Source organism: Halalkalibacter krulwichiae (assembly GCF_002109385.1).
GTDB classification, from domain to species: domain Bacteria; phylum Bacillota; class Bacilli; order Bacillales; family Bacillaceae_D; genus Halalkalibacter; species Halalkalibacter krulwichiae.
This window is the reverse complement of sequence record NZ_CP020814.1, coordinates 4441649-4458235: the sequence shown is the minus strand read 5'-3', so window position 1 is coordinate 4458235 and position 16587 is coordinate 4441649. Positions and strand designations below refer to the sequence as shown.

The following is a 16587-nucleotide window of genomic DNA, read 5'->3' as shown; positions in this document are numbered from 1 at the left end:
AACGGGCTTTTTCGAAAATTACTCATACTCACTTAGAAATTCAACAATAAGCAAGTGCAAGTAAAAGTAAGTGTGAAGAGCTAGAAGGGATGCGGGATAGCCGACACGTTCACCCGTATCGGTGGGGACGAGGCTATTTGTAAGATTGAAATCAATATGAACATCAACCGAATCGGTCCATTTCCTAGCGGTGCTGTCTTCTGTATATGCTGTAATTCCAACGATTAAGATGCCTTGGCTGGATAAATGCCGAGCGAGATCCATCATTTCTTCATCGTTTGTAGATCTAGAAATGAGAAGGGCGCGGTCGGCGAAATCGAGCTCTGTTACTTTCCCTTCTGTTAATAATGGAGAAATTTTATCTATTTTTTCTTTTCCATATAAAGCCTCTGATGTAACAGCTGCCATTTCATCTTTTCCATGTATGTATACGTGGCCCTCACCAATTAAGGCTTGGCTTAATAAGCGAGCCGCATCCTCGAGTCGATCTTCATCAATATTTTGTAATAATCCTGTAAGTTGTGTATTGAAAATTTTTTGCAAGATGTGAACCTCCTTTGACATGCTAGTAAAAGCATTATACCGTACTAAGTAATGGATAAAAAGGCATGAGTCAATCGACATTGTTAGACATTGATTGTCGGACGGTTTCTTTGTGAGTGTGTGAAATTATTGCAGGATTTAAAAAAGTTGTAACGAATACTTAGAATTTGTTGGAGTGTGTAGGCAATGATAAGGATATTAATGATAGGAAACATACACACAAATCTCGAGAGGAGTGACGAATATTGAAAAAAATATTAGTAGTAGATGATCAGTACGGTATCCGTGTATTGCTTTGTGAAATCTTGCAAAAAGATGGTTATAAAATGTTTGATGCTGCAAATGGGGTGCAAGCGTTGAAGATTGTCGACCAAGAACAACCAGACCTTGTATTACTTGATATGAAAATTCCAGGAATGGATGGGTTAGAAATTTTAAAACGCATCAAAGAAGATAATCCTCAAGTTGATGTCATTATGATGACGGCGTACGGCGAATTAAATTTAATTAATGAGGCAATGAGCTTAGGAGCGATTACTCATTTTGCGAAGCCTTTTGACATTGATGACATTCGTGAAGTAATAAAAAATAGTTTAACGGTTTCATAAGCAGACAAAAGGAAAATTAAAACGCTTACTTTTAAAAACTTGCGAAAACCCGCGAGAAATAGGTGTTTTTTTAATTCAATATGCTATAATGGACACGTTCAATAATTGAGCTTTTCTTAAGATGAGCGTTTTGTTTAATGAGGATCTATACATAGTTGTTGGATATTTGAAGTCCCAATCGGGTACCTTGTTAAATAGATGCGCTGACTGATCTAATCAGTTAGGTTCGTTATCTAGATTTGCTCTTAACACGAAGGAGGAAGTAGGATGCCTTTAGTATCAATGAAAGACATGCTTAACAAAGCAAAGGCAGAGGGTTATGCAGTTGGTCAATTCAACTTAAATAACCTTGAGTTCACTCAAGCAATTTTACAAGCAGCTGAGGAAGAGAAATCTCCAGTAATTTGTGGTGTATCTGAAGGTGCAGCTCGTTACATGGGCGGATTTAAAACTGTTGTAGCAATGGTTAAAGCACTAATGGACGATTATAACATCACAGTTCCTGTTGCGATTCACTTAGACCATGGTTCAAGCTTCGAAAAATGTGTGGAAGCGATCCATGCAGGATTTACTTCTGTTATGATCGATGGTTCTCACCACCCGCTTGAAGAAAACATTGCGATCACAAAGCAAGTGGTAGCTGTTGCTCACGCTCTTGGAGTTTCAGTTGAAGCCGAGCTTGGCCGCATTGGTGGACAAGAAGATGATTTAGTTGTTGACGAAGCTGAAGCTGCTTATGCAATTCCAGCTGAGTGTAAAGAGTTAGTTGAATCAACTGGTGTTGACTGCTTTGCTCCAGCACTAGGTTCAGTTCACGGACCTTACAAAGGTGAGCCAAATCTTGGATTTGACCGTATGAAGGAAATCGATGAGCTTGTTGGTATTCCACTTGTACTACACGGTGGAACAGGTATCCCAACTGCTGACATTAAAAAAGCAATCGAATTTGGACATGCTAAGATTAATGTAAACACAGAAAACCAAATTTCATCTGCTGCTGCAGTTCGTGAAACGCTTGCTGCTAAGCCAAACGAATATGATCCTCGTAAATACTTAGGACCAGCTCGTGATGCGATTAAAGAAACAGTAAAAGGCAAAATGCGCGAATTTGGATCTTCAAACAAAGCATAAATAGAATTACCATTAAAAGCAGTTCAATGAGAGCTGCTTTTAATGGCATTTCAATTAACTAAATGTTCTTAGAACACAGAAATGTAAACGCTTTGATAAAAATCGACAAAAATTTTAAATGGGTAGGGGAGAAGAATTATGAAATTTTTTATTGATACTGCAAACATTGAACAAATTAAAGAGGCAAAGGCATTAGGAATTTTAGCTGGTGTAACTACCAATCCATCATTAGTTGCAAAAGAAGGCGTTGATTTTCACGATCGTCTGCGTGAAATTACAAGCATCGTTACAGAAGAATCTGTAAGTGCAGAAGTAATCGCGTTAGATGCAGAAGGAATGATTGCTGAAGGGAAAGAGCTTGCGGCAATTGCACCAAATGTTACTGTAAAAGTACCAATGACAACAGAAGGTCTAAAAGCTGTTCGTGCTCTAACCGATCTTGGAATTACAACAAATGTTACGCTTGTTTTCTCTGGTGTACAAGCATTGCTAGCAGCTCGTGCTGGTGCAACATACGTGTCTCCTTTCTTAGGAAGACTTGATGATATTGGTCAAAATGGACTAGAGCTTATTTCGGAAATTGTCGAAATTTTTAATGCTCATGAAATCCCAACACAAATTATTGCAGCATCTGTTCGTCACCCAATCCATGTTACTGAATCGGCTCGTCTCGGTGCTCATATTGCAACAATCCCATTTAACGTGATTCAGCAATTGTCTAAACATCCGTTAACGGATCAAGGTATTGAAAAGTTTTTAGCTGACTGGAATAACCGTTAATCAACAGCTAACCACACTTAGTGGAAAAATTTGACCATTTCCGTTACAATCAGACACAGAAAACCTCGTTACATTTCCACTGATATGGTTATAATGGAAGTATGAGAAAACATTATTGTGTCTTAAGAGCACCAATGGAAGGGAAGCGGTTATGGATAAATTAATGATTGAAGGCGGATACCCTCTTGAGGGGACAGTACAAATAAGTGGAGCCAAAAACAGCGCAGTAGCGTTAATTCCTGCGGCTATTTTGGCGGATTCACTTGTAACAATTGACAATCTACCAGAAATTTCGGATGTTCATTTACTTGCTGAACTACTGCAAGAAATTGGTGGAGATGTGACGCTAGGGAAGCATGAAATTACAGTTAATCCTGAGAACATGATTGCAATGCCACTTCCAAATGGCCGTGTAAAAAAACTACGAGCATCCTATTATTTAATGGGTGCTATGTTAGGAAAATTTAAAAAAGCAGTTATTGGACTTCCTGGAGGTTGTAATTTAGGGCCGAGACCGATTGATCAGCATATAAAAGGCTTTGAAGCGTTAGGCGCTCGAGTCACAAACGAACAAGGTGCAATCTATTTGCGTGCAGACGAACTTCGTGGTGCTCGCATTTATTTGGACGTTGTTAGTGTTGGTGCAACGATCAACATTATGCTAGCGGCTGTTAAAGCAAAAGGACAAACGATTATAGAAAACGCAGCGAAAGAACCAGAGATTATTGATGTTGCTACATTACTGACAAGTATGGGAGCGAAAATCAAGGGCGCAGGTACAAATGTGATCCGAATCGATGGGGTTGAATCGCTATCAGGCTGCAGACATTCGATTATACCAGATCGAATTGAAGCAGGAACCTATATGATCTTAGCTGCAGCAATGGGGCAGAAGGTATTGATTGATAACATCATTCCATACCATGTTGAATCATTGATTGCCAAACTAAGAGAAATGGGTGTAACAATTGAAGTGAGTGATGACCAGTTGTTAATACATAACAGCAGGGAGAAAAAAGGTGTTGATATTAAAACGCTTGTCTACCCAGGTTTTCCGACAGATCTTCAACAGCCATTCACAAGCTTACTAACTCAAGCAGAAGGCACAAGCATTGTTACAGATACGATTTACAATGCGCGGTTTAAACATATTGATGAACTAAGAAGAATGGGTGCCAATGTAAAAGTAGAAGGACGCTCAGCCATTATAAATGGAAAAACAAAGCTTCAGGGCGCAAGAGTACGCGCAAGTGATCTTCGTGCCGGAGCAGCCCTCGTGGTTGCTGGTCTCCTTGCCGAAGGAGTAACCGAAATCTCCGGTCTCGAGCACATCGACCGCGGCTATGCCAATCTCGAAGAAAAACTAAAAGGACTCGGAGCCAAAATCTGGCGCGAAAAAATGTCCGAAGAAGAACTAGAACAGGTGAAAAGCTAACAGAAAAAAGGTCAAACTTCACCTTTTTTCTGTTAGCGATGCAATGAGCGGAGCCGCTGCCAATCACTTAAGCCTTTTAGGAGTGCTCTTCTCCTAAAAGGCGCTCATGCTGAGTAAAGCCATTGCCACTATGTTCGCACACACCAAAACCCGCTATTACCAAGAACTACAACTATACTCAGACTCCAAAAATAGCAATCAAGTGAATGTAAGCACTTAATTAAGAACAATCTATTAGTGAAAATATATGAAACTAGTAAAATTTGTAACAGCTAACAAGGGGGAGACAAGCATGGAAAGAAGTTTATCAATGGAGCTAGTGCGTGTAACAGAAGCGGCAGCATTAGCATCTGGACGTTGGATGGGACGAGGCAATAAGGATGAGGCGGATCGTGCTGCAACGGAAGCGATGCGTGATGTTTTTGATACAATCCCAATGAAAGGGACAGTCGTGATTGGTGAAGGAGAAATGGACGAAGCACCAATGCTCTACATTGGTGAAAAGCTTGGAAATGGCTACGGATCTCGTGTGGACGTAGCAGTTGACCCATTAGAAGGAACGAACATTGTTGCTTCAGGTCAATGGAATGCGTTAGCAGTTCTTGCGATTGCAGACCATGGCAACTTGCTTCACGCTCCTGATATGTACATGGATAAAATAGCAGTAGGACCAGAGTCGGTTGGAAAAGTAGATATTAATGCTCCTGTCATCGAAAACTTAAAAGCTGTTGCGAAAGCAAAAAACAAAGACGTAGAAGATTTGGTTGTATCGATCTTAAATCGCGAGCGTCATGAGGAAATCATTCATGAAGTTAGACAAGCTGGTGCGCGTATTAAGTTGCTATCTGATGGAGACGTAGCAGCGGCAATAAATACAGCTTTTGGTGATACGGGTGTAGATATTATGCTTGGATCAGGAGGAGCTCCTGAGGGCGTTATCGCAGCTGTAGGCTTGAAGTGTCTAGGCGGTGAACTTCAAGGTAAGTTATTACCTGCTAATGAAGAAGAATTGGAACGTTGTAAGCGTATGGGAATTGCTGACGTGAACAAAGTTCTTACAATGGATGATCTTGTCGCAGGGGATGATTGTATTTTCGCTGCAACAGGTGTAACAGATGGTGAACTTCTTAAAGGGGTTCGTTATCATGGAAGCTCAGCAACAACACAATCCCTAGTCATGCGTGCAAAATCTGGAACGGTTCGATTCGTTGATGGAAAACATAGTATGAAAAAGAAACCAGACCTTGTTATTCGTTAATAAGAATGTAAGAGGTTAGCAAGTCGGATTAGAGAGGTGCAAGTCATTGTTCGCTACGCACGATGAGAGGAGAAACCATGCTCTATTCAAACTGTTACGACTTTGCTCATTGCTTCTAAGGGTGTGCCAAAAGGTCAATAAGAAACCTTTTGGCACACCCTCTATTACTGAGAGACCTTGAATATTTTTTATATTTGTGGTTAAAATAGTATATATGTTCGTTTTAAAGTGAAAAATTTCGTTCAGAACTCTGAGCAATGGCTTTAAACATGTTGCTATTACCTCGAACATTAGGTTTAATATGCCGTAGCTCCACTCATTATAAAGTGATCATCGATTAATCTCCAGAACTCTCCATTCTATTTTTATGAACACATTTCCTGAGTTTATTCTGTGAACAAGAATGAAGATTTTTAAAACATAAACCAAATCAACCGGTCTATAAGGCCACTTTTGTGTGCTCTTATCGACTTATTAATAAAAAAGCGTGGTGTAATAATGGGAGTGCATATCTCTGATTTAGAAAATATGAAGCTGAAAGAGCTTTATGAACTTGCTAGGGAATACAAAATTTCCTATTACAGCAAATTAACGAAAAAAGAACTTATTTTTGCGATTTTAAAAGGACAGGCAGAACAAGATGGCTTGATGTTTATGGAAGGTGTCTTAGAAATTATCCAGTCAGAGGGATTTGGTTTCTTAAGACCGATAAACTATATGCCTAGTTCGGAAGATATTTATATCTCCGCTTCACAAATCCGCCGGTTTGACTTGCGCAATGGCGATAAAGTTTCTGGAAAAGTAAGGCCGCCAAAGGAAAATGAGCGTTATCATGGACTTCTTCATGTAGAGGCTGTTAACGGTGATGCACCGGAGACATCTAGAGAAAGACCTCATTTCCCAGCATTAACGCCTCTTTATCCAGAGCAGAAGATTAATCTTGAAACAGCTCCTGGACGTGTGTCATCTCGAATTATCGACATGATCTCACCTGTTGGTTTTGGACAACGTGGATTGATTGTGGCACCTCCTAAGGCTGGAAAAACATCATTAATGAAAGAAGTGGCCAACAGCATTGCCGAAAACCATCCTGATGTTGAATTAATCGTTCTTCTGATTGATGAGCGTCCAGAGGAAGTAACAGATATTGAACGTTCAGTTAAAGCTGAAGTCGTAAGCTCGACATTCGACGAAGTACCAGAAAATCATATTAAAGTAGCTGAACTCGTTCTTGAACGTGCCATGCGCCTTGTTGAACATAAAAAAGATGTTGTCATTTTGATGGATAGCATCACTCGTTTAGCACGTGCTTACAACTTGGTTATTCCTCCAAGTGGCCGTACATTATCAGGAGGGATTGACCCAGCTGCATTCCACCGTCCGAAGCGCTTCTTCGGTGCTGCTCGTAATATTGAAGAGGGTGGAAGTTTGACAATTCTAGCAACAGCGTTAGTGGAAACAGGATCGCGTATGGATGATGTTATCTATGAGGAATTTAAAGGTACGGGGAACATGGAGCTTCACCTTGATCGTAAGCTTGCTGAGCGCCGAATCTTCCCATCGATTGATATTCGTCGTTCTGGTACAAGGAAAGAAGAGTTACTTATGCCAAAGAGCCAGCTAGACAAGCTATGGGCTATTCGTAAAACGATGAGTGATTCACCAGAGTTTGTTGATCACTTCATTAAACGAGTGAAGGAAACAAAGACAAATGTTGATTTCTTTGAGGCGATGGAAGAAGAAATGAGCCGTAATCGAAAGCGATAATTTCTTCATAAGGAGTCATTATCAAGGAGGAACCTTCCTACTGGATGAAAATGGAGTTGCTTTTTAGCGGCGGGCTTGTTATAATTTCGACATGTGTGATTTAGAAATTCTGTTTCGAGAGATTCAGGGCAAAGGAGATGAAAAGTATGAGACAAGGTATTCACCCAAATTACCAAAAAGTGGTATTTCAGGATACAAGCACAGGTTTCAAGTTTCTAAGCGGATCTACTAAAGGTTCTGCTGAAACAATCGAGTGGGAAGATGGCAACACATACCCACTTTTAAAAGTTGAAATTAGTGCAGACTCTCACCCATTCTACACTGGTAAGCAAAAACTTACTGATGTTGGTGGACGTGTAGATAAGTTCAAGAAGAAATACAACATGAAGTAAAACTGGATAGTCGAACAGGCAAGCGCAAAGCTCTTGCCTGTTTTTTTTGCCGGAAGCGACTATTTGTTGAAAGTCGCAGTCAATAAATTGCGTATACTATGTACGAACGTTTTCGATAAAATGAATTTTGTAGTTGTGGGGGAATTTAGATGCATGTCATGAAACAGGAAGGCTGGATTGAAGTCATTTGTGGAAGTATGTTCTCTGGGAAATCAGAAGAGCTAATCCGAAGAGTTCGCCGTGTAAGCTTTGGCAAACTTAATGTACAAGTGTTTAAGCCTGCACTAGACAACCGTTATAGTGAAGAAGAAGTCGTTTCACATAATGGAACGAAGGTAATGGCAGCACCTGTAAAAAAGTCTGTTGATATCCTCAATCTTATAAAAAATGAGACGCAAGTCGTTGCGATTGATGAAGTCCAATTTTTTGATGAAGAAATCGTTGCCGTCGTTGATGAGTTAGCCGATCGAGGGATACGAGTTATCTGTGCTGGGCTTGATCAAGACTTCCGTGGGGAGCCGTTCGGTCCAATTCAGCCATTAATGGCTTTAGCGGAATCTGTAACGAAGCTTCAAGCTGTTTGCCCTAGTTGTGGACAACCAGCTAGCAGAACACAACGATTGATTGATGGGAAACCAGCAGCTTACACCGATCCAGTTATTCTTGTTGGTGCATCTGAATCATATGAACCACGCTGTCGTCATTGTCATGAAGTACCAGGTCGTCCAAGGCTTGTCGTACCGATTAAGGCAGAGCAAATTTGATAAACGAGAAGTCAGTAGCTATAGCTAAGAGCTGCTGGCTTTTTGTGTAGGAGCAAGAAGGCAGAGATTGATGAAAGTTGCATCGAAGTATGCAACTTTCAAAGACCTGCAAAACGAAAAACCTACATTGAGCGATGCTCAATGTAGGTATCTTTTACACTTCCGAAATAACTTGCTCCATTTGCTCCTTCAATAAACACAGGTCATTTGTAAGCCAGCGGAAGTGAACGCCGTAGTCATCTAATTGGGTCATTCCAAAGCGATGGCTTGCTGACTTGAAAAAGGGGAACTCCCACTCTCGACTTGCAAGAGATTGATCAATTAACCAAATGCTCCCCATATACGTATGTTCTTCAAACATGCCGAGTTCAAAGAGTGGAGAGGCTTCTTTATTGATATCGAGATGATCAAAGACAATGATTTGATCATTTACATAAATGTTTGTTTTCGATGAGAAGCGCCTAAATTCAAAGCTTTCTGCACTTTTTTGACGGCCAGATGAAAAGATTTCACCAAAAACGAGAGAAGAGTTCTCCTGTAAATGAATTTTCGTGTCCGCTAGAAAGATGGAATTCTCAAACGGAATCGTCGTTTCAGGAAGCCACTTCACCCTTGCATTTGCTCCTACAGTCATCTCAATCGTCTGCCTACAAGCAAAATCAAACTTTGATGGATATACTTTTGTCGATGATTGTGGAATAAGTGTGACGTCGCAATCGTCCTCAACTAAAAATGTATACGCATTCCAATCTCCTGCAACCATACCACCTGATGTTTCCATTAAATAGACGGTGGCAGTGCCTTCGCCATCAAGATAAAGAGCTTTGCTTGCTTTTAACGGTGAGGAATGGTGACTGCTTGTGAGTCGAGTTAGAGAACCTCTTTTTTTAAAGTGTAAATTCAACTTGCCGTGCATGGAGTTCAATTTTGAATTAGTTTTCTTTAGCTGCAGGTTCTGCATATAAATCCTCTAACAATAGTTGATATTTAATCCAACCAATTACTTCTTCTACGCCGATGTCTTTTTTCTGGTTGGCAAAAATGAATGGGCGTCCTTCTCGTGCCTTTGTTGCATCTTCTTTCATTACATCGAGATCAACGTCAACATAAGGTGCTAAATCAATCTTGTTAATGACAAGCAGATCAGAGCGGGTCACACCAGGACCGCCTTTACGTGGGATGTCCTGGCCTTCTGCTACGTCAATAACGTAAATAAAGCCATCGACTAATTCAGGACTAAAAGTAGCTGATAAATTATCTCCGCCACTTTCGATGAAGATAATGTCGAGATCGTCAAAACGGTTATTTAGTTCATCGATTGCTTCGAAATTCATTGAGGCATCTTCACGGATGGCTGTATGGGGACATCCTCCTGTTTCTACTCCGATAATACGCTCGGGAGGCAAAACGCCATGTTTTGTGAGGAATTGGGCATCCTCCTTTGTGTAAATATCGTTTGTAATAACAGCTAAGTTATATTCTTCGTGCATGGCTCTTGTTAAGCGCTCTGTTAAGGCTGTTTTACCAGAGCCGACTGGCCCTCCAATTCCAATACGTACAGGTTTTTTCATTCTAATCGCTCCTTCAATAGTTATCTATGAAATGAAAAGTCTACTATGAAGCCGTTCGTGTTCCATTGAGGCAAGTTCAATTCCGACAGATGAATTACTTAGGTCATCAAGTGTCTTCTCTTTCACCAATTCAACGGCTTCATTGATTGGATCAAACAAGAGGTGAATTGCTTGCACACCCGCACTTTGTCCAAGTGGAATAGCACGAACAGCATTATGAATAAGTGCTGTCGTTGACGAGTAGAGAAAGGCTGCTAGCACATCCTCTAAGTCAAACTGACAATGGGCTGCGTATATCCCATAAGTAATTGCATAATGTCCGTGAATTTCTTTCTTCTTAATGAGCTCACGCCAAGTAGCGACGAGTTCGGAATCTGTAAGAGGAAGGATTGTTTCGATAAATTGCTTGCCCATTTTAATGCTTCCTTGCCGAGATTCCTTTGCTATTTTCATCGCATGACTGAGTTGATCGAGCTGTTTTAATTGTTGAAATTCTTGCTTTAAAGCAAGCGCGTATGCTTCTTTTACGAAAAGACCATCACCGAAAACTAAATTTGAGAAAAGATATGTTTTGCAAAAGTTTAATAGACTCTGCTTATCGGTTATTTTTTGTGCTTGAATATACGTCTCCATACCAAATGAATGGGTGTAGGAGCCGATAGGAAAGGCCGAGTCATGAATTTGCAAGAAGTGAAGCAATGACGGTTTAATGGTGATGATGTCCTTTGTATTTAAATGGCGTTTCAAAGCGGCGCTCGGTCTTTTCATAAGCAACATTTACTTTTTTGAAAATCGTTTCAAGAGTTTCATCGTAACGAACAACAATTTCTGAATCAGTAACGATGCAAGGGGTATGACGGTTGCCAAGTTCCCAACTTACTTTCCCGATTTCTGTAAATGTTGTTGGCTTAATGACATAAGCAGGCTCTAGTTTTGTCCGAATGGCAATGATCGAATTGTCATCTTGGAAAACGATATCGCCAACATGTAAGTGTGTATTGTGATCAAGAGTAATGGCAATCTCTCTGCCTTTATCCGTATGTTTTCGGATAATACGCTTGTTTAATTCCTCCCAATCAAGCTCAATCCATTCGAGCTTGTCGAAGTCAACTTCTTGCTTGTTAATGTTGCCGATGATGCTTTGAACGATCATAATAGTTCCTCCTAAAAAGTTAATTATTAAAATAAAAAGTAGCGTTGCGCGAGCGAGACCGTTTCAAGTGGCTCGCATTCAACTAATTGACCATCGACCTTAACTTCATAGGTTTCTGGGTTAATATCGATCTTTGGTGTTGCATCATTCCACTTCATATCCTTCTTCCCAATCGTTCGGCAACCTTTCACAGGAGCGATTATCTTGTTTAGCTTCAGCTTTTCTTTGATGCCATTGTCAAGGGCGGTCTGAGAAACGAAAGTAATCGAAGTAGAGTATTTAGCTCGGCCGAGTGTTCCGAACATTGGACGTTGAAATACAGGTTGCGGTGTTGGAATGGAAGCATTAGGATCACCCATTTGAGCGTAAGCAATGAGACCGCCTTTTACAATTACTTCAGGCTTTACGCCAAAAAACATTGGATCCCAGATTACTAGGTCAGCAAGCTTTCCAACTTCAATCGAACCAATTTCGTCACTGACACCGTGCGTAATAGCAGGGTTAATCGTGTATTTTGCTAAATAGCGTTTTACTCTAGTGTTGTCATTTTCATTAGCTGCATCTTCTGCTAAGAAGCCGCGTTGTTTTTTCATTTTATCTGCTGATTGCCATGTACGAATGATAACTTCACCGACACGTCCCATTGCTTGAGAGTCTGATGAAATAATGCTAATGATACCAAGGTCATGGAGGATATCCTCGGCTGCAATGGTTTCAGGACGAATTCGCGAATCGGCGAAGGCGACATCTTCAGGTACGTTAGGATCTAAGTGATGACAGACCATTAACATATCTAAATGCTCTTCAATCGTATTAACTGTAAACGGACGGGTTGGATTTGTTGACGAAGGCAACACATTAGGATGAGTTGCAATCTTCATAATATCCGGTGCATGTCCGCCACCAGCTCCTTCTGTATGATACGTGTGAATGACGCGGCCGTTGATTGCTGCTACGGTATCCTCAAGGAACCCAGCTTCATTTAACGTGTCGGTATGAATGGCCACTTGCACATCAAGTTCATCGGCCGCACGTAAGGCCATGTCGATTGATTGAGGAGTTGTACCCCAATCTTCATGGAGTTTTAACCCGATCGCACCGGCTTTGATTTGCTCTGTGAGAGGGGCGATGGCTGAGGCATTTCCTTTTCCGAGAAACCCAACGTTAACTGGAAACTCTTCAGCAGCTTCAAGCATCCGTTCGATGTTCCAAGCCCCAGGTGTGCACGTTGTTGCCTTTGACCCGGTAGCAGGACCTGTCCCTCCGCCGATCATTGTTGTCACTCCTGAAGAAATCGCTGTTTCGATTTGCTGAGGACAAATGAAGTGAATATGGGCATCGATTCCACCTGCAGTGACAATCATGCCTTCTGCTGCTATAGCTTCTGTACTTGCTCCAACGATCATATTGTCATCGACACCATCCATAATATCTGGATTTCCACCTTTGCCAATTCCGACGATGCGTCCATCTTTGACGCCGATATCTGCTTTGTAAATTCCTGTGTAATCAATGATTACGGCATTTGTAATAATAAGATCAAGCACGCCTTCATCACGGGTTCTTATCCCATCTTGCCCCATGCCATCACGAAGCACCTTGCCACCGCCAAATTTACATTCATCACCGTAGGTTGTATAATCCTTTTCAATCTCAATCCAAAGATCGGTATCGGCAAGTCTGACTTGGTCACCGGTAGTAGGACCGAACAGGTTCGCATATTGTCTTCTTGTTAGATCCATTATTGCTCGCCTCCTATGAAGCTTTTTTCTTTGAGGGCCTTTTCAATGGTTGTTCGTTCAGTAAGAGAACCGTTCGTTAACCCGTTTAACCCATGAACAATACGCCTTCCTCCGAGTTCAACAAGTTCTACTTCTTTTTCTTCTCCAGGTTCAAAGCGAACGGCGGTTCCGGCTGCAATATTCAAGCGCATTCCAATGGCAGCGTTGCGATCAAACGATAAAAACCGATTCACTTCAATAAAGTGAAAATGTGAACCGACTTGTATCGGCCTATCGCCAATATTCGAGACTTTTATTCTTAATGTCTTACGATTCTGATTACAAGAAATAACCCCTTTGCCAACGCGAATCTCTCCAGGTATCATCAAACTCCTCCTTTGTTATTGAATCGGATCATGAATGGTTACAAGCTTTACACCATCTGGGAAGGTTGCCTCAACTTGAATTTCTGTCAGCATTTCAGGAATTCCCTCCATCACATCCTCTACAGACAATACATGCTTTCCTTCACTCATTAGTTGAGAGACAGACTTACCTTCACGAGCTCCTTCCATCACAAAGCACGTAATGATTGCACAAGACTCAGGATAGTTTAGCTTTAAGCCTTTTGCCTTACGTTTAAGCGCTAATTCGCCAGCTAAAAAGATAAGAAGCTTTTCTTGTTCTACAGGAGTCAACTTCATTTGTTTCACCACCTTACATGTCCATGTGAGCTATTTGGTAGATATATGTAAACTGAAATGTAGCTTTTATTGTAAAGTTTCCTAAATATTGAAACAACGGACATGTCAGATAATCTAACAAACTTTTCTGATTTTTGTGTCTAAAGTTCAGGAAATTGTTCATTTTTGTCAAAAGGACACAATATGGAATCTTTGTTGCCGTGATTTCTCAGGCAATAACTTTAGTTGTGGTTAGGAAGTTTTTTTACAAGAAGTAGAGTTTAAAAATAAATCCTAAATGGAAAATGATAGAAAGTATTTAAAGGTATATCTTTTTTGCTTTCTTCTATAAGTATTGGAATGAAAGGGCCTAGAAAGTTAAAGAGGAAAAATAGATGAGTCTAAAAATTAATGTCAGATCTTCTCACCTAACTGGTGTTGATGTTGGAAAATTCTGATATCGTAAAGCCCGTAGACAAAAATGGTACATAAAAAAGGGAGGATCTATTGATGAAAAAGATTTTACGGAGGAAATCGATGCTGCTCGGTGCAGCCTTGTCAGCGGTGTTGCTCTTAAGTGCTTGTGGAGGAAGTGAGACTTCAGGTGAGACAGAAGAAGGGCAAGAACCATCTGCTGAGACAACCGATGAAGAAGTGAAAGTTGGGATTCTTCATTCTTTAAGTGGAACAATGGCAATGAGTGAAACTTCGGTAAAAGACGCAGAGTTATTGGCAATCGAAGAAATCAATGCAGCCGGAGGAGTGTTAGGAAAGCAGCTTGTTCCAGTTATTGAAGATGGGGCATCTGAACCATCAATCTTCTCTGAACGGGCAACGAAATTATTACAGCAAGATGAGGTAGCCGTTGTATTTGGTGGTTGGACATCTGCAAGCCGAAAAGCAATGCTTCCTGTGTTTGAAGAGAATAATGGACTTTTATATTATCCGATTCAATATGAAGGAATGGAAGCTTCGCCAAATATCTTTTATGCAGGTGCGGCACCGAACCAACAAATTGTTCCGGCTGTAGAGTGGTTGTTAGAAAATGAGGGAACAGAATTTTTCTTATTAGGATCTGATTATGTGTTTCCGAGATTGGCGAACCAAATTATTAAAGCACAGCTAGAAGCAAGCGGCGGCACAACAGTAGATGAGCAGTATACGCCTCTTGGTCACACAGACTACAGTACGATTATTTCTCGTATTCGCGAAAGCAAGCCTGAAGTCATTTTTAATACGTTAAATGGCGATAGCAATGTGGCCTTCTTTAAGCAACTAGCAGATGCCGGTATTACATCAGATGACGTTACCGTATTATCTGTTTCTGTTGCAGAGGAAGAAATTCGCGGAATCGGTGCAGACGTGTTAGAAGGGCATTATGCTAGCTGGAATTACTATCAAACAACAGATACAGAAGAGAATGCTAGCTTTGTAGAAAGCTATCAAGCACAGTTTGGTGATGATCGCGTAACAGGTGATCCAATTGAAGCGGCCTATTTCATGGTTCATCTTTGGGCTCAAGCTGTAGAAGAAGCAGGGTCATTTGATGTCGATGCAGTTAAGGAAGCAGCGCCTGGTCTTGAACTAAATGCCCCAGGTGGAAAGATTATCTTTGATGGTGACAATCAGCATGTCTGGAAAACGGTTCGAATCGGTGAGGTACAGGCAGATGGACAGTTTAAAGAAGTGTGGAATTCAGGGGAGCCGATTAAGCCTGATCCATTCTTGGAAGGGTATGAATGGGCGAGCGAAATTAGCTCAACAGTGCAATAAGGAGAGGGTTTTGGAGGGTGACATAAATGAACGTGTCGCCCTCTCTAAAAAAGAAGGTGTAAAGAGAACACTAAAGGATGGGGTTAATGATGGAAGGAATGATCGTCCAAGGCTTTAATGGCATTAGCTTAGGGTCAATCTTATTACTCATTGCATTAGGTTTGGCAATAACATTTGGATTAATGAAAGTAATCAATATGGCTCATGGTGAGTTGATTATGATTGGAGCATATGCAACATATGTGATTCAGTTATTATTTAAAAATCATTTGCCACCTGAATATTTCAACTGGTACTTCCTCCTTGCTATACCTTTTGCTTTTATTGTGGCTGCATTAATCGGAATGTTATTGGAATACACCGTTATTCGTCATTTATATGGAAGACCGCTTGATAGTTTGCTAGCAACCTTTGGTGTAGGGTTAATTTTGCAGCAAACAGCTAGGTCAATCTTTGGCGCTCCTAATGTCGGAGTAGAGGCACCTCCTTTTTTAAGAGGAGGAGTTGAAGTGATGTCCGTTATGCTTCCTTACACAAGACTATTTATTATTGCGCTCGTTATTGTTTGTTTCTTAAGTTTGTTCGTTTACTTGTATCGAACAAATGGAGGCAGAAGAATTCGTGCGGTTATGCAAAATCGAGATATGGCGACATGCCTTGGCATTTCCTCAAGGAAGGTCGATTCACTAACCTTTGCAATAGGAGCAGGTTTTGCTGGCATTGCTGGTTCAGCATTAACGTTAATTGGTCCGATTGGCCCGACGATTGGGCAGAACTACATTATTGATGCCTTCATGGTTGTAGTTGTTGGAGGAGTAGGAATGCTTACTGGCACGGTTATTGGCGCAATGGGAATTGGTTTGTTTAATACAGTCTTTGAATTTTGGACGAATGCTTCTATGGGAAAAGTGTTAGTATTTGCCCTTATTATTTTATTTTTGCAATGGAGACCAGAAGGGTTGTTCTCGCTTCGAACTCGTTCACTAGATTAAGAAAAAGGAGAATGAA

At 40.9% G+C, this 16587-nt stretch carries 18 protein-coding genes; 10 read left to right on the top strand and 8 right to left on the bottom strand.

What is annotated here, in order from left to right:
• Positions 1 to 18: 18 nt before the first annotated feature.
• A complete protein-coding gene (locus BkAM31D_RS22650; RefSeq protein WP_066154995.1) occupies positions 19 to 543 on the bottom strand; it encodes a DUF2529 family protein in 525 nt (174 codons plus the stop codon).
• A gap of 245 nt (positions 544 to 788) precedes the next feature.
• On the opposite strand from BkAM31D_RS22650, the gene BkAM31D_RS22645 reads away from it, so the two are divergent.
• The 8 genes from BkAM31D_RS22645 (at position 789) to BkAM31D_RS22610 (ending at position 8678) form a co-directional block, all read left to right on the top strand.
• A complete protein-coding gene (locus BkAM31D_RS22645; RefSeq protein WP_084372216.1) occupies positions 789 to 1151 on the top strand; it encodes a response regulator in 363 nt (120 codons plus the stop codon).
• Positions 1152 to 1418: 267 nt separating this feature from the next.
• A complete protein-coding gene (locus tag BkAM31D_RS22640; protein ID WP_066154990.1) occupies positions 1419 to 2282 on the top strand; it encodes a class II fructose-bisphosphate aldolase in 864 nt (287 codons plus the stop codon).
• Positions 2283 to 2420: 138 nt separating this feature from the next.
• Positions 2421 to 3062, top strand: coding sequence for a fructose-6-phosphate aldolase (fsa, locus tag BkAM31D_RS22635; protein WP_066154987.1), 642 nt, complete (start codon positions 2421 to 2423; stop codon positions 3060 to 3062).
• 151 nt (positions 3063 to 3213) lie between these two features.
• The gene (murA, locus tag BkAM31D_RS22630) at positions 3214 to 4497 is read left to right on the top strand and encodes a UDP-N-acetylglucosamine 1-carboxyvinyltransferase (protein WP_066154984.1); all 1284 of its coding nucleotides are present in this window, start codon (positions 3214 to 3216) and stop codon (positions 4495 to 4497) included.
• A 292-nt stretch (positions 4498 to 4789) separates the two neighbouring features.
• Positions 4790 to 5755, top strand: coding sequence for a class II fructose-bisphosphatase (glpX, locus tag BkAM31D_RS22625; RefSeq protein WP_066154981.1), 966 nt, complete (start codon positions 4790 to 4792; stop codon positions 5753 to 5755).
• Positions 5756 to 6253: 498 nt separating this feature from the next.
• The gene (rho, locus tag BkAM31D_RS22620; RefSeq protein WP_066154978.1) at positions 6254 to 7522 is read left to right on the top strand and encodes a transcription termination factor Rho; all 1269 of its coding nucleotides are present in this window, start codon (positions 6254 to 6256) and stop codon (positions 7520 to 7522) included.
• A 146-nt stretch (positions 7523 to 7668) separates the two neighbouring features.
• Positions 7669 to 7914, top strand: a complete 246-nt coding sequence (locus tag BkAM31D_RS22615; protein WP_066154975.1) for a type B 50S ribosomal protein L31 — start codon at positions 7669 to 7671, stop codon at positions 7912 to 7914.
• A 149-nt stretch (positions 7915 to 8063) separates the two neighbouring features.
• Entirely contained in the window at positions 8064 to 8678 is a 615-nt protein-coding gene (locus tag BkAM31D_RS22610; RefSeq protein WP_066154972.1) for a thymidine kinase, read from the top strand.
• A gap of 154 nt (positions 8679 to 8832) precedes the next feature.
• Here the strand turns inward: BkAM31D_RS22610 and BkAM31D_RS22605 are convergent, their stop codons facing one another.
• The 7 genes from BkAM31D_RS22605 to ureA are packed head-to-tail and all read right to left on the bottom strand — an operon-like array spanning position 8833 to position 13827.
• Positions 8833 to 9639 (bottom strand): urease accessory protein UreD, encoded by an 807-nt coding sequence (locus BkAM31D_RS22605; protein WP_066154969.1) that lies wholly within the window; start codon positions 9637 to 9639, stop codon positions 8833 to 8835.
• Positions 9611 to 10249, bottom strand: a complete 639-nt coding sequence (ureG, locus tag BkAM31D_RS22600; RefSeq protein WP_066154964.1) for an urease accessory protein UreG — start codon at positions 10247 to 10249, stop codon at positions 9611 to 9613. The genes BkAM31D_RS22605 and ureG overlap by 29 nt, the downstream gene beginning before the upstream one ends.
• A 24-nt stretch (positions 10250 to 10273) precedes the next feature.
• Complete coding sequence (locus tag BkAM31D_RS22595) at positions 10274 to 11017, bottom strand: urease accessory protein UreF (protein ID WP_257391616.1); 744 nt, start codon at positions 11015 to 11017, stop codon at positions 10274 to 10276.
• Positions 10956 to 11402 carry an urease accessory protein UreE gene (locus BkAM31D_RS22590; protein WP_066154959.1) on the bottom strand — a complete coding sequence of 149 codons (447 nt, stop codon included), beginning with the start codon at positions 11400 to 11402 and terminating at the stop codon, positions 10956 to 10958. Before BkAM31D_RS22590 ends, BkAM31D_RS22595 begins: the two co-directional genes overlap by 62 nt.
• A 26-nt stretch (positions 11403 to 11428) precedes the next feature.
• Positions 11429 to 13144, bottom strand: coding sequence for an urease subunit alpha (gene ureC / locus BkAM31D_RS22585; RefSeq protein ID WP_066154956.1), 1716 nt, complete (start codon positions 13142 to 13144; stop codon positions 11429 to 11431).
• Positions 13144 to 13509, bottom strand: coding sequence for an urease subunit beta (locus tag BkAM31D_RS22580; RefSeq protein WP_066154953.1), 366 nt, complete (start codon positions 13507 to 13509; stop codon positions 13144 to 13146). The genes ureC and BkAM31D_RS22580 overlap by 1 nt, the downstream gene beginning before the upstream one ends.
• Positions 13510 to 13524: 15 nt before the next feature.
• Positions 13525 to 13827 carry an urease subunit gamma gene (gene ureA, locus BkAM31D_RS22575; protein ID WP_066154950.1) on the bottom strand — a complete coding sequence of 101 codons (303 nt, stop codon included), beginning with the start codon at positions 13825 to 13827 and terminating at the stop codon, positions 13525 to 13527.
• Positions 13828 to 14316: 489 nt separating this feature from the next.
• Here ureA and urtA point away from each other — a divergent pair, with 489 nt between their 5' ends.
• Positions 14317 to 15579: an urea ABC transporter substrate-binding protein gene (urtA, locus tag BkAM31D_RS22570; RefSeq protein ID WP_066154947.1), complete on the top strand. Its 1263-nt coding sequence runs from the start codon at positions 14317 to 14319 to the stop codon at positions 15577 to 15579.
• Positions 15580 to 15668: 89 nt separating this feature from the next.
• On the top strand, positions 15669 to 16571 hold the full coding sequence (urtB, locus tag BkAM31D_RS22565) for an urea ABC transporter permease subunit UrtB (RefSeq protein ID WP_066155342.1): 903 nt from the start codon (positions 15669 to 15671) through the stop codon (positions 16569 to 16571).
• The last annotated feature ends 16 nt before the right edge of the window (positions 16572 to 16587 follow it).